The sequence below is a fragment of the Gulosibacter molinativorax genome, from assembly GCF_003010915.2.
Taxonomy (GTDB): Bacteria; Actinomycetota; Actinomycetes; order Actinomycetales; family Microbacteriaceae; genus Gulosibacter; species Gulosibacter molinativorax.
Window position 1 is genome coordinate 2992070 of record NZ_CP028426.1, and the last position, 13090, is coordinate 3005159.

Annotated in this window: 12 protein-coding genes; 8 read left to right on the forward strand and 4 right to left on the reverse strand. The window is 63.4% G+C overall.

Annotated elements, in window-relative coordinates:
• The first annotated feature begins 628 nt into the window (after window positions 1-628).
• Window positions 629-1441: a YqaJ viral recombinase family protein gene (locus tag GMOLON4_RS13940; protein ID WP_026937663.1), complete on the forward strand. Its 813-nt coding sequence runs from the start codon at window positions 629-631 to the stop codon at window positions 1439-1441.
• 202 nt (window positions 1442-1643) lie between these two features.
• Here the strand turns inward: GMOLON4_RS13940 and GMOLON4_RS13945 are convergent, their stop codons facing one another.
• Both GMOLON4_RS13945 and GMOLON4_RS13950 read right to left on the reverse strand, forming a co-directional pair.
• Window positions 1644-2348 (reverse strand): NAD(P)H-hydrate epimerase, encoded by a 705-nt coding sequence (locus tag GMOLON4_RS13945; RefSeq protein WP_051267282.1) that lies wholly within the window; start codon window positions 2346-2348, stop codon window positions 1644-1646.
• A gap of 30 nt (window positions 2349-2378) precedes the next feature.
• Window positions 2379-3347: an arsenic resistance protein gene (locus GMOLON4_RS13950; RefSeq protein WP_026937664.1), complete on the reverse strand. Its 969-nt coding sequence runs from the start codon at window positions 3345-3347 to the stop codon at window positions 2379-2381.
• Between the two features lie 175 nt (window positions 3348-3522).
• Here GMOLON4_RS13950 and GMOLON4_RS13955 point away from each other — a divergent pair, with 175 nt between their 5' ends.
• The 3 genes from GMOLON4_RS13955 to GMOLON4_RS13965 are packed head-to-tail and all read left to right on the forward strand — an operon-like array spanning window position 3523 to window position 6757.
• Complete coding sequence (locus GMOLON4_RS13955; RefSeq protein ID WP_026937665.1) at window positions 3523-4809, forward strand: SPFH domain-containing protein; 1287 nt, start codon at window positions 3523-3525, stop codon at window positions 4807-4809.
• Window positions 4810-4867: 58 nt separating this feature from the next.
• Window positions 4868-6385 (forward strand): TFIIB-type zinc ribbon-containing protein, encoded by a 1518-nt coding sequence (locus GMOLON4_RS13960; protein WP_245575542.1) that lies wholly within the window; start codon window positions 4868-4870, stop codon window positions 6383-6385.
• A 12-nt stretch (window positions 6386-6397) separates the two neighbouring features.
• Window positions 6398-6757: a hypothetical protein gene (locus GMOLON4_RS13965; protein ID WP_051267284.1), complete on the forward strand. Its 360-nt coding sequence runs from the start codon at window positions 6398-6400 to the stop codon at window positions 6755-6757.
• 19 nt (window positions 6758-6776) lie between these two features.
• Here the strand turns inward: GMOLON4_RS13965 and GMOLON4_RS13970 are convergent, their stop codons facing one another.
• Together GMOLON4_RS13970 and GMOLON4_RS13975 are read right to left on the reverse strand one after the other, a co-directional pair.
• Complete coding sequence (locus GMOLON4_RS13970; RefSeq protein WP_026937667.1) at window positions 6777-7202, reverse strand: pyrimidine dimer DNA glycosylase/endonuclease V; 426 nt, start codon at window positions 7200-7202, stop codon at window positions 6777-6779.
• Window positions 7202-9535 (reverse strand): MMPL family transporter, encoded by a 2334-nt coding sequence (locus GMOLON4_RS13975; RefSeq protein ID WP_265576760.1) that lies wholly within the window; start codon window positions 9533-9535, stop codon window positions 7202-7204. Before GMOLON4_RS13975 ends, GMOLON4_RS13970 begins: the two co-directional genes overlap by 1 nt.
• Window positions 9536-9768: 233 nt before the next feature.
• On the opposite strand from GMOLON4_RS13975, the gene GMOLON4_RS13980 reads away from it, so the two are divergent.
• From GMOLON4_RS13980 to GMOLON4_RS13995, 4 genes are all read left to right on the forward strand, one after another.
• Window positions 9769-10227, forward strand: a complete 459-nt coding sequence (locus tag GMOLON4_RS13980) for a MarR family winged helix-turn-helix transcriptional regulator (RefSeq protein ID WP_322745120.1) — start codon at window positions 9769-9771, stop codon at window positions 10225-10227.
• A gap of 301 nt (window positions 10228-10528) precedes the next feature.
• Window positions 10529-11044, forward strand: coding sequence for a 50S ribosomal protein L10 (rplJ, locus tag GMOLON4_RS13985; RefSeq protein ID WP_026937669.1), 516 nt, complete (start codon window positions 10529-10531; stop codon window positions 11042-11044).
• Between the two features lie 51 nt (window positions 11045-11095).
• Window positions 11096-11485, forward strand: coding sequence for a 50S ribosomal protein L7/L12 (rplL, locus tag GMOLON4_RS13990; protein ID WP_026937670.1), 390 nt, complete (start codon window positions 11096-11098; stop codon window positions 11483-11485).
• Window positions 11486-11770: 285 nt separating this feature from the next.
• On the forward strand, window positions 11771-12973 hold the full coding sequence (locus tag GMOLON4_RS13995; RefSeq protein ID WP_026937671.1) for an LPXTG cell wall anchor domain-containing protein: 1203 nt from the start codon (window positions 11771-11773) through the stop codon (window positions 12971-12973).
• Window positions 12974-13090 lie beyond the last annotated feature (117 nt).

Consider the following 13090-nt stretch of genomic DNA (forward strand, 5'->3'; position numbering starts at 1 on the left):
CCTGCCGTTAGCGCTATCCCCTGCCGGTACACGGGCAAGGGCGCGCGCTAGCCGCAATGCCCGCGTTGGCGATGGTAGATCGCGGCGGGTTGCCCCTGCCGGTAGCGCTTTGCCGTGCTGGTGTACGGGCAGGGGCGCGCGTTAGCTGCAATGCTTGTGTGGCTGGCGTTCGTTCGCGCTGGGTTCCCCTTGTCGTTAGCGCTGTCCCTTGCCGGTGTACGGGCAGGGGTGCGTGTTAGCTGCAATGCCTGCGATCCAGGGTGCCACGGCGTCGAACTAGGGTGCTGCGCCGTCGGCCCAGGGTGACCGTGATGAACCAGGGCGTTCAAACACCCTGGCTCGTCACAAGCATAAAGGTCGGGCGCGAGTGGGCGAGGGATCGTGCCATGTGCATGAAGGTTCGGCCCGGCTGCATGCAGGTTCGGTGCGAGTAGGTAATGGTTCGGCGCGACTGTGCGACGGATCGACCCTCGACCATGAAGGTTCGACACGGCCGCGCAAAGGCTCGGCCGCGCCACGCCAACCAGGGCAGCCTCGCGCACGCCACGACCACGCCGCGAACCAATCTCCGAGCAACGGACAGCGTGTACCGGACCCGATTGTCGGCGGGTGCTGGCAGAATGGGCTAATGGTAATTTTTCGTCCGACGGCTACCGAGAGTTCCGACTCTCGCCCGTCTGCGGACGACTTTGCACCGCTCGCGCTCGCGGAATTGGACGCGGCGCAGCCCGAGGAGATGAAGCGCCGAACCGAATCGTTCGAGAGCTACGTCATTCGCCAGACGCGTCCATCGACACTGCCGAGTGTGCCGGTCGAGGGGGCGGTCTGGAAGTCGGGCATCCTCGAAGAGCTGCGCAACCCGCGCCCGAAGGGCCCAGTCGCGCAGCGCATCGTGTGCTCTTCGGACGATCGCGAGAACTGGCTCGCTGAGCGCCGCCGTGGAATTACGGCCACCGACGCTGCCCGCCTCGCGACGCCGACCTCAGTACGTTCAGTTGCTTCCGACAAGGTCTACGGAAACTCGTTTAGCGGTAACGCCTTCACCGACTTCGGTCGGCAACGCGAGCCCGTGATTGCCGACTGGGTGCTTCAAGAACACGGCATTGCAGCCTGCGGTCTCCTGTTCCGCTCGGCCGACAACCCGCGCCACCTCGCGACACCCGATGGTCTCGCCGAGTGGGGCGACGAGGTGGTGCTCGCCGAAATCAAGACGGTCAATAAGCCGTGGAAGCGCATCCCCCGCAACTACCTGCGACAGGTCTGGTGGCAGCAGTATGTGCTCGGCGCCGAGCGCACGCTATTCGTGTGGGAACGTCACGAGAATTTCGTGGTGCAGGATGCGGAACCCAAGTCGGTCTGGATCGATCGCGACGACGCGGAGATCGCCAAGCTCGTGACGCTCGCGGACGAGGTCCTCGCCCGCGTCAAACACGGCGCCTAACGCCGAGCTCGCTAGACAGCGCGATCAGCCGGCCTTTGAGGCGCTAAGCGCGACCAATAAGTTCATTGAGTAGCGCGAAGCGCGACCAATAAGTTCATTGAGTAGCGCGAAGCGCGTATCGAAATTTGCGATCATCATGGCCTTTCGATATGGCGCTTCGCGCCAACTCAAGGACCGACGCGGCCATCTCGGCCGAAGCGCGCTACGGCAGCGAGACCGTCGGCCGCACCTGCAGCAGCCCCTGGGATGCGCCGAGCGGCTCGAGCCAGACCTTGCCCGCGAGCGAGGCGGCGGGCTCGAGCAGGAGTCCTGCCTTCACGCCGATGAACGTGACAGTGAGCTGGGCCTTGAGGACCGCATCCGGGTCGGGCACGCTGCCGTCGTCGGGATCGATGCCGGACGGGATGTCGACGGCGATGACGATGGGCGTCGGGTCAGGGGCGGATGCGATGGCCGCCTTCACCGCGACCACAAAGGCCCGCGCCGGGTCGCGAAGCGCTGGCGACCCGCCCGCTGCCGTGCCGCCCGAACCGATGCCGAGCACCCCATCCAGCACGACGTCAGCACCTGCGACCAATGCCGCGGCCGACTCGGGAGATGCATCCAACAGTATCTCCGCGCCCTCATCGCGAGCTGCTGCTTCGGCGGCCTCGAGCAGTCGTCCTCCGACGGCAACCACCTGCACCTTCACGCCCGCATTCGCGATAAACGATGCCGCGTAAGTCGCATCCCCGCCGTTGTTGCCGGGCCCGGCCAGCACGAGCACACGGGCTGACTCGGGCGACGGGAGGATGCTCGTGACGTGTTCCGCGAGGGACTGGGCGGCCCGAATCATGAGCGGCACACCGCGCTCAAGGAAGGGCGCTTCGGCCTCGCGGATCTGGGCGGCGGAGTATCCATTACGCATACCCTCTAGTCTCCCACCAGGACGGCGCGGTCACGAATGCGCGAGGTCGGGCACGAGCCTTGGGACGAGCCGAATGAGAATAACCATGAGGATGAGCTCAACGAGCGTCTGCGTCACTACGACGAGCGGCGCGAGGCCATAGGGCTCGGGCATGGCCAAGACCAGGGGGAGTACGACGAGCGAATTCCGTGTCACGCCGCTGAATACAGCCGCTCGCTGCCCCGGAATGTCGAGCCGAGCTGCCCGGGAAACCCCGATGCCGACCGGGACCATAATCAACGCGAAGAGCAGATATACCGGGACTACGGAAACGAGCGTCGCGAGTTCCTCGCGAACTTCCGCAATCTGGGAAGCGACGGCGACGGCGAGCGTCAACATCATCAGCGGCACCATCGAGTTCGACGCGGCGGCCTGGATAGTGCTACCGAAGCGAGTTCCAGCGGCCAGTTGCGTGAGCCATGCCGCGATGAGCGGGAGCAGGATGAGCAGGAGGAACGCCTCTACGAACGGCGCGAGGTCAACGGCGACAACGAATTCTGCCCCTACGAACCACCAGAGGTACAACGGTAGCAGCAGCATTTGGGCGAGCATCAGCAGAGGCGAAGCGGCGAGGAGCCGCTCCTTCGCGCCACCCGCAAGCCCAGTGAACACGATCACGTAATCCACGCACGGAGTCAGCAGCACGAACAGCACTCCGACGAGGAGGGCGTCATCGTGCGCGACGAATCGCGACACAAGAAACACCACGATCGGCACGAGCACAAAGTTGAGCAGCAATACCGTGGCGAGAAATCGCCAATCTCGAATCGCCTGGCCGATCCTCGCGAATGGAACACCGAGGAACGTGGCGTAGAGCAATAGGCCAAGCGCCGGGTTGATCGCGACTGCGGCGGGATGCGCTACGCCGGGCGCCAGTAGCCCGACTAAACCGCCAAGACCGAGCGCGCCGAGATAATGCAGTACTTGCTGCCGTTCCATCCACGCGACGACTGACTGCATAGGCATGAGTATCGCAGCCGCCAGCGGCCAGGTGGAACTTCACACCGACACGCGATCATGCCAGCGAGTGACATCGCTTAGGCAAAGCGTGAACTCCCTGTAATTGTGCCCCGGAAACAGACTGCATTCGGTCGACTCACCTACGCTGAATTTCACTTGAGACGAAGGGGAAACGATGGGCTTCATTCAGGCATTCGCCGGTGCAATCGGCGGCACGTTGGCAGACCAGTGGATTGACTTTCTTGAACCGCCGCGCAACATTTCGCCGACGGCCGCGATCTTCCCAGCGGTAGTATCCGGCACAAACGCGGGCCGTGGCTCGAACACCAAGGGCTCAGAGCACGTCATCACGAGCGGTTCGAAGATTATCGTGCCCGAGGGGATGGGGCTCATCACCATCCAGGACGGTCAGATTACCGGCCTCGTCGCCGAGCCCGGCGGCTTCATCTTCGAACCCGACAACCAGGACTCGAAGTCGATTTTCACGGGCGGGGGACTGCTCTCGTCGACCGTGATGACCTCGTGGGAGCGCTTCAAGTTCGGCGGTCGCCCGAGCACCCAGCAGCTCGCGTTCTACGTCAACCTCAAGGAAATTCCGAACAATCGCTTCGGCACCCAGTCGGAAATCTACTGGGACGACTCCTACCTCGGAACCCAGGTCGCCGCGATCACCCGCGGAACCTACACCCTCCGCATCGTCGACCCGATCCTGTTCGTGCGTAACTTCGTGCCGCAGAACTACGTCAGCGCATCGCCCACGGTCTTCGACTTCAGCGACGTCGACAACCCCGCCGGTGCTCAGCTGTTCAACGAGGTCGTGTCGTCGCTCGCACCCGCGTTCTCGAACTACACGAACGACCCGAACAAGGGCAACCGTATGGCGCGCATCCAGGGCGACGCTCTCGGCTTTGCGCAGTCGCTGTCGGCGGCCGTCGAGGCGGGCTACAACTGGTCATCCGACCGCGGTCTCGTGATCGTGAAGACGGCGATCCAGGCGATCGAGTACGACGAGACGACAAAGAAGCTCCTCGCGGATGCGCAGAAGGCGGATGCGCTTTCCGGCTCGCGTGGGCAGTCGTTCCTGCAGCAGTCGATGGCTCGTGGTTTCGAGTCGGCCGGCGAGAACTCGGGCGGTCAGGGCATCGCGATGATGGGGATGGGCGTGGGTGCCGCGGGCGGCGCGGTCAACTACCAGCAGAACCCGAACCAGCCGGCGCCTTACCAGAACCCGTTCCAGGGTCAGCAGCAGGGCGGGCAGCAACAGCAGGCTCCCCAGCAACAACAGCAACAGCAGCAACAGCAGCAGGCCCCGCAGCAGCAGGCCCCGCAGCAGCAGGCCCCGCAGCAGGGCGCAGCCGACCCCGTGGCGCAGCTCGCGCAGTTCAAGCAGATGCTCGACCAGGGCCTGATTTCTCAGGAAGACTACGACGCCGCGAAGAACCGTGCGCTCGGGCTCGGGTAATAAGCCGAGCGCAGTTCATAGCTAATGCGTCCACGTTGTCGATTAGAGGGGAGGGGTCATGGGGCTGAATTTTTCGTTCGGTGGGGAAATCGGGCGGCAAATCTTTAACTCGATTCAGCAGAACCTGCCGAAAGAGGCTCGCGATGAGCTGAATTCGGTGTTGGGTAATGGCTCCTCCTCCGACGAGCAACGGAACTATCAGGAGCAGGGGGAACCGCAAGGGTTCTTCCAGCCTGCGCCGTCACAGTACCCGGGCCAGCAGCCCCCGGCGCAAGGCCAGCCAGGGCAAACGCAGCCAGGGCAAGACCAGTCCGGGCCACACCAGCCCGGGCAAGGTCAAGGTCCAACCGGGCAACCAACCCAGCCCCGCGCATCCGGAGCCGTGCCGACTGACCTCGGGCCGAGCGTCAACGTCGTCGACACCTCGAATAACAAGGGTGACGGGCTCGACAAGTGTCCGAAGTGTGGGTCGACCGATATCGTCCTCCGGGTCTCAGAGGGCACGCTGATTTGCCAGTTCTGCCGCTTCGAGTGGAACGAAAAGACGATCGACGAGAAGTACGGTTTCGAGTCGCCGATCTCGGAGCTCCACGGCATCCACATGGGCTCGGGCGCGACGCGGCTACAAGAATCGACGAAGGATGTGCTCACGCTCAAGTGCGGCGCGTGCGGCGCCGACGTCGTCGTGAATACCAATGAGGCGATGACCGCGCGGTGCCACTGGTGCCGCAATACCCTGTCGGTGAACCGGCAGGTCCCGAACGGCGCCGTGCCCGATGGCGTCCTGCCGTTCTCGTTCCCCAAGGACAAGGCGATTGAAAACATCCGCGAGTTCGTCTCGAAGCGCAAGTTCTTCGCCCATCCGCAGTTTGTGAAGGAGTTCGCTCCCGAGGAAGTGGTGGGCGTGTACATGCCCTACCTCACCATGGATGCGAACGCCGAGGTCGAGCTGCAGGGCAAGGGCGAGGTGCAGACCAGGCAATACACGCGCGGGTCGGGGGACAACAAGTACACCGTGTATGACGCCGACGTGTACGAGCTCGGCCGCAAATTCGACCTCTACGTTGACGACATCCTGATCGAGTCTTCGCAGCAGCGAGCCAATCAGGACACCGACCTCAACACCAACAACGTGATCAACGCCATCCAGCCGTTCGACACGAAGCAGGCCGTGTCATACAACGCGAATTACCTGCGCGGCTATACCTCGGAGCGCCGCGACCTCGACGTCACTGCCGTCGAGCCGATGGCGAACGGGCGCGTCCTGTCGGTTGCGCGAAGTCGTGCGGGAGACACCATTCGGCGCTACGGGCGCGGTGTGCGATGGGAACAGGAGCAGCTCGTCGTGCACGGCAGTCGTTGGGTCTCGCTGTACGTTCCGGTCTGGCTCTACAGCTACTACGAGCAGCGTGGCGATCGGGCGTTTACGCACTACGTCGCCGTCAACGGCCGTACCGGCTCGACGATGGGCAGCGTGCCCGTTCGCCAGGGGCGGCTGCTCGCCGTGTCGGCCGGAATTTCCATTATTGGCACGATCATCAGCGGTGTGATTGGCATCGCGTATCTCGCGCTCTAGGAAGGATGCACTGTGTTTGTTGAACTCGTCTCGGCGGACGTAACGGCCGGCATCCTCGCGCTCGCGCAGCACACCTCCACGATCGCGCAGTCTTCATCATCAAGTAGCAATAACGAAGGCCTGCTGTACCTGCTGCTGCTTGGCCCCGCATCCGGCTTCTTCTTCTATGGGGCGATGATGCGGCGGTATCGGAACCACGACAAGCGCTTCCACTACGAGCACGACTCATCGAGCGAGATGGTGAACGTGCAGGAGTATGACCGTCGGGTCAGTCGAATTACGGGCACACGTGCGCGCCGGATTCAGGGCGATAATTCCCGGGACCCGCTGCAACGACTCGGCTCGCGCACCAAGGTGTACCGTCGCCAGTAGGGCCCGCAGGCCGGACGGTTCAGATGCGCTCCCACGATTCGATCGCCCCAGGGACGACCGTGAAGAGCGGATGCGCAGTCGGCGTGGATGCGCGCCAGCGCTCGGCGTATTCGGGGCTGCGTCGCTCGAGCTTCTCGCCGAGGTGCCGCCATTCGTATTCCAGCTGCCCCTCGGTCACCGGCAACCGTTCGTCGAACCCCCGCTCCCGGATCTTGCCCGCGTTGAAGTTGTAGCCGCGAGCGGTCGCCTCCATGGCAATCCCGTCGAGGTACGCGCCGATCGCGCCCAGTGCATCCGATGTGTCGCGAAAGCGTGCGAGTTGCGGATGATTGCGGTAGCCCTTCGTCTCGCCCGCGAGGACGACCTGGGCCAGTAGGGTCTCGCGCCAGCAGGCGACGAGCCCGGCGTGATCGAGGTGCGCGGGATGGAGCGACCAGATTCGCATTAGGCGCCGCTTCCTGAGTTGACGCCGCTTCCCGAGCTGGTTTCGCTTGCGCTGCTCACCTCGGCGCCGGCCACGGGCTCGGCGGCGTGCTTCGGTGGGGTCGCTCGCGAATGGCCCTGTTCTTCCGCCAGGATGCGCCCCGCGGTCTGCCGATCGTTGCCGTCGACCGTCGCGCGCGGCAGGTTCGATGGCCACCAGATCGCCTTGCCGATGTCATAGGCGAGTGCGGGAACGAGCAGGGTGCGAACGACGAACGTGTCGAGCAGCACCCCGAATGCGACGATGAACGCGATCTGCACGAGGAACAGGATCGGGATGACGGACAGCGCGGCGAACGTCGCGGCAAGCACGAGACCCGCCGAGGTGATGACGCCACCGGTGATGGTGAGGCCCCGCAATACGCCCTGTCGAGTGCCGTGCGCGAGTGATTCCTCACGCACGCGAGTCATGAGGAAGATGTTGTAGTCGATGCCGAGCGCCACCAGGAAGACGAACCCATACAGCGGAACCGCCGGGTCGGCGCCCGGGAAGTCGAACACCGTGTTGAAGGCGAGCGCGGCGACGCCCATCGCGGTGCCGAACGACAGCACGGTCGTGAGGATGAGCAGCACCGGCGCGAGCACTGAGCGCAGGAGCAGCATCAGGATGAGCATGATCACGACGAGCACGATCGGGATGATGAGGTTACCGTCGTGAATTGAGGCGTCTTTGGTATCGATGGCAGTGGCAGTGACGCCGCCGACGAGGGCATCCGGATGCGCCTGCTCGAGGTCGCTCCGCAACTCGCGCACGGTGTCGCCCGCGGCATCCGAATCAGGCGCGTGCGTGAGCGTTCCCTGGAGGAGCACATCGCCGTCAACGACCGTCGGTGCCGGCGCGGGAGTCCCTGGAGGGCCCATCGGCTGGATTCCGTCTGCGGTGACCGGCGCGGTACCGCTCGGCGAATCCGCGGCGGTGACGGTGACCGAGTCGATGCCGTCGTTCGCGAGCATGATCGCGGCCGCATCCTCGAGCTCCGCTTCGGCGACGACGACATAAGCCGGACTTCCCGAGCCTTCCGGGAAGTGCTCGCCGAGGTACTGCTGGCCGTCTCGAGCCTGCGATTCGCCGAGAACGAGTTCCGACTGCGCGACACCGACCGCGTTGAGCTGCGTCGCGCCGAGTGCGCCGACAAGCAGGACACCGGTCGTGATCATCCACACGAGCCGGGGGTGCCGCTGCACGAGTCGCGCCACCGCGACCCAGAATCCTCGCCGATTCGGGATGCCGGCCTCGGCTTCGACGACCTCGGGCTCGTACTTCGGGCGGCGCGGCCAGAATCCGGCCCGGCCGAACGCGAACAGGATCGCGGGCAGCAGCGTCAGCGCCGAGAGCATGGCGAACACGATGCCGATCGAGGCGACGGGGCCGAGCGTGCTGTTCGACTTCAAGTCGCTCAGGAGGAGGCACAGGAGCCCTGCGATGACGGTGCCGCCCGACGCCGCGATCGGTTCGAGCGATCCCCGCAGGGCGGCGCGCGTCGCGTGCCACTTGTCCCGTGTCATACGAAGCTCTTCGCGATACCGCGACACGTAGAGCAGCGAGTAGTCGGTCGCGGCGCCGATGACGAGGATGAACAGGACGCCCTGGGTCTGGCCGCTCAGCAGCACGATTTCGGCCTTGGCGAGCCACCAGACGGTGAGGAGCGCGACGCACAGCGCGAACATGCTCGTGGCGAGCACCGCGACCGGCAGGAGGAGGGATCGGTAGACGAGCACGAGGATGACGAACACGGCGGCAAGCGCGACGCCGAGCAGCAGGCCGTCGATACCCGAGAACGCCTCCACGAGGTCTGCCGAGAATCCTGCCGGCCCGGTGACGTACACATCCACGCCCGCGGGAGCGCCCGCTGCGAGGGCGCTTTCGAGAGCGGCGACCGCATCGCCGATGTCGCCCGAAGAATCGATCGGGACGAACGCCTGCGCCGCGAAACCATCCTTCGAAGGAATCGCGGGGGACACGTCGCCGTCGACGCCGGCCATCCCGGCCAGACTGGAAACGTCATCCTGGATTGCCGCGAGCTGCTGGTCGGTCAGCTCAGTCTCGGCGACGAACACCACCACGGCTGGGATCGCCTCGGAATCGTTGAACTCCCCGAGCAGCTCCTGCGCCTGGGTCGCCTCGGCAGATTCCGGCAGATAGGCCGTCTGGTCGTTCTTGGAGACCTCCGATACCCGGCCGAAGAACGGCCCGCCGATCGCCGCGCCGACGAGCCACACGAGGATGATTGCCGCGGGCAGGAGCGTGCGTAGCCCATGCAGACGCTTCGGTGCCGCCGATTCTGTAGATACCAAATCAGAAGTGGCGGAACTCTGCTCTTCCACGTACTTCGAGGAATGCATCGAATTTCTCCCAGCAGTATTTAGTTCGCCTAGCTAGAAACAAGCTTAGCACGATGGTTGATTGGGTAGAATGAACAGATGGGGACTTTCGGGGAGGGCAACAGTCTCGGTCGCGCGTCTACAATGTCGAAGCAGCCGATCCTCGAAGCGAGCTCATTGATCGAGCGCACCTTTCCGAGCGGGATGTGGTCCAGATCAGTGCCGTCATGGAGGCGCTGGGACGCTATCGCGAAGCGGAGCAGCGCCTGTCTGAGGCATCGCTGAAATACATGAAGCTGAACGGCACCGATATGCGGGCGCTTCATTTCTTGATCGTGTGCGGCAACGACGGGACGATTGCCACGCCGGGTGCGCTGGCAGCGCACCTTCATATCTCCAGCGCATCCACGACCAAGCTACTGGATCGTCTCGAGCGAGGCGGGCACGTCACCAGGGAGCCGCATCCGAGTGACCGGCGAGCTCTTGCCATTTCCATCACTGAGGAGACGCGTCAGGCGGCGATGGAGACCGTCGGGCGTCAGCACTCGAAGCGGTTCTATGCGGCCGCGAGGCTGACCTCCCAGGAGCGTGACGTGGTGGTTCGCTTTCTCGACGACATGACGAGTGAAATCACGCTGGTCGACGAGCCATGGGCGAAGGGCTAGTCGCGTGAATGCGCCAGTCCCTTGCGCAGACGTGCATTGCCGCCTAAGCTAGTCCTCAGCCTTAGACCGTTGGTGCTCGGTGTGCGTATTTCGATTCGCGTTCCGAACGAAGGTTCCTTGCAAAAGGACTGCCATCGCAGGTGACTGTAGCAGCGCATCCTCGTTTCTGTAGAGGGTTGCGCACTTACGCTCCGGCATCTGCGTCGGAGCGTTTTTTGTTTTGGATGCGCTCCTCGAGCGCGCGCCAACGGTGCGACGGAAGCACCCGCTTCTGGCGCGCGATTCAGATGAGAGGAGACCCATGGCGACGAAGGATGCAACTGTCGCAGAGCTCACGAAGGAATTCGAGAGCTCTTCGGCCGTCGTGCTGACTGAGTACCGCGGTCTCACCGTGACCCAGCTTAAGACGCTGCGTCGTTCGCTCGGTGAGTCTGCAAACTACGCCGTGGCGAAGAACACGCTTGCCAAGATTGCAGCCAAGAACGCTGGAGTCGAAGGCCTCGACGAACTCTTCACCGGACCGACCGCAATTGCGTTCGTGAAGGGTGAAGTCGTTGACGCTGCCAAGGCACTGCGTGACTTTGCCAAGGACAACCCCCTCCTGGTGATCAAGGGCGGCCACTTCGATGGCGCCGCAATCACCGCGGAAGAGGTAAACAAGCTGGCGAACCTCGAGAACCGCGAAACGCTGCTCGGCAAGCTTGCCGGCGCTTTCAAGGCCTCGCTGTTCGGAGCCGCATACATGTTCACCGCGCCTGCGTCGAAGGCGGTTCGTACCGTCGACGCTCTGCGCGAAAAGCAGGAGTCCGCGAACTAGTCCATCCCGGACTCGAATCTTGCGGAAAAATTCATTACAAGGAGAAAACAAATGGCAAAGCTTACTGCTGAAGAGCTCATCGAGGCCTTCAAGGAACTGACCCTCATCGAGCTCAGCGACTTCGTCAAGCTCTTCGAGGAGACCTTCGAGGTCACCGCTGCTGCTCCGGTTGCTGTTGCAGCTGCTGGTGGCGCTGCTGGTGGCGAGGCTGCCGCTGCTGAGGAAGAGAAGACTGAGTTCGACGTCATCCTCGAAGCTGCTGGCGACAAGAAGATCCAGGTCATCAAGGAGGTCCGTGGCCTCACTTCGCTCGGCCTCGGCGAGGCAAAGGCTCTCGTTGACGGTGCTCCCAAGGCTGTGCTTGAGGGCGCAAACAAGGAAGACGCCGAGAAGGCAAAGGCAGCTCTCGAGGCTGCTGGTGCAACCGTTACCCTCAAGTAGTTTTCGCTACGCGGGGGAGCGCGTCTTCGCTCTCTAACTAAAGACCGCGGGTCGGGACAGACGTCCTCGCCCGCGGTCTTTTCTCGTTTCCCCAACATTTCCGCGGAGGATCCTCGAAAGAATGCGCCGCGACGCCCGACTTATTACGTAATTGATTGGGGAATGCGACCAGAGGTTGATTGCGATGAAAGTAACAGGACGGTAACCTCATTCGCAGGTTGTTTTAAGGAAAGTGTCATGCTTGCCCTTCGGTGCGCGTGACGATGCGATAGAGAGAGCTACTACATGACTAATTCGCGCAAGCGCACGACCGGGGCGGCAATCGCTGGCTCGGCACTCGTCCTCGGTGCAGTATTCACCCCCGTTGCGGCATACGCCGCTCCCGCTGAGACCCCGCCCGCTGACTCGACGGTAACTCCGGCTGCTGAGGCGCAGCTTGCAGCCGTTCAGTCGGTGTACACGACTGCTGAATCGATCTCGGGCCTCGAGTACGTCGGTAGCGGCTTTACGCCGGGCGCGACCTATGAGCTTTTCCTTGTTCAGCCCGGTTCAACTACGCGGGAATCCGTGACGGATACCGGCGAGGGCTACATCGTTGCCGATGACGGAACCGTCTCGGGTGTCGTCAACTTGTATGAAGGCGACGTTGCGGTTGCTTTCCCCGAGGGTGACTACCAGTTCATCGTCGTTGAAGGCACCAACGAGGCTTCGGCTGCGTTCAGCGTGAGCGATGCGCCGGTTGAGACCGAGACCACGGCTCCGACCGAGACTGAGACGACGGCTCCGGTTGAGACCGAGACCACGGCTCCGACCGAGACGACCGCTCCGACCGAGACGACCGCTCCGACCGAGACCCCGACTGAGACCACGGCACCGGTTGAGCAGACCCTCGTGGTCGAGCAGGACAACTACACGGTTGCTGAATCGATCAACGGCGTCAACTACGTCGGTACGGGCTTCGCCCCGAACACCGAATTCGCACTCTGGGTGATCATTCCTGGTTCCACCGAGTGGACCGAAGTTACCTACACTCCGAGCGACGAGACCGAGCCGCAGATCTCGGACGCCGAAGGTAACGTTGCTGGCACGCTCAACTACTACAACCTCGACACCGGTGTGGAAATCGAGTTCCCCGAGGGTGCCTACCAGATTCGCGTCGTGCAGGTCACGGAAGGTGACGACGAGCTCGCAGCGGAGGCAGCCTTCACGGTTGGCGAAGTAGCTGAGACCACCGCGCCGACCGACGACGAGACCACGATTCCGACTTCGGACGAAACCGAAGACACCTCGGGCTCGGACGACAAGACTGACGACAAGGGCAGTGCCGACAAGGGCAGCTCGGATGACAAGGGCAGCTCAGTCGACAGCGAAGACCAGCTCGCGCAGACCGGTGCGGACGACCTCCTCCCCGTCTTCGTTGCGGGTGGTCTTGTGCTCATGGCTGCGGGTGCCGGACTCTTCCTCGTTCGCCGCCGCCTCGAGGCATAGTCCGCACTCGAAGTAATCAGGGGCCACGGTCTCTGACAAGGCGAGAGCCATACTGCGGGTCGGGATAATTTCCCGGCCCGCAGTGTTTTCCATACTCTTTACCTGCGACCAGATATC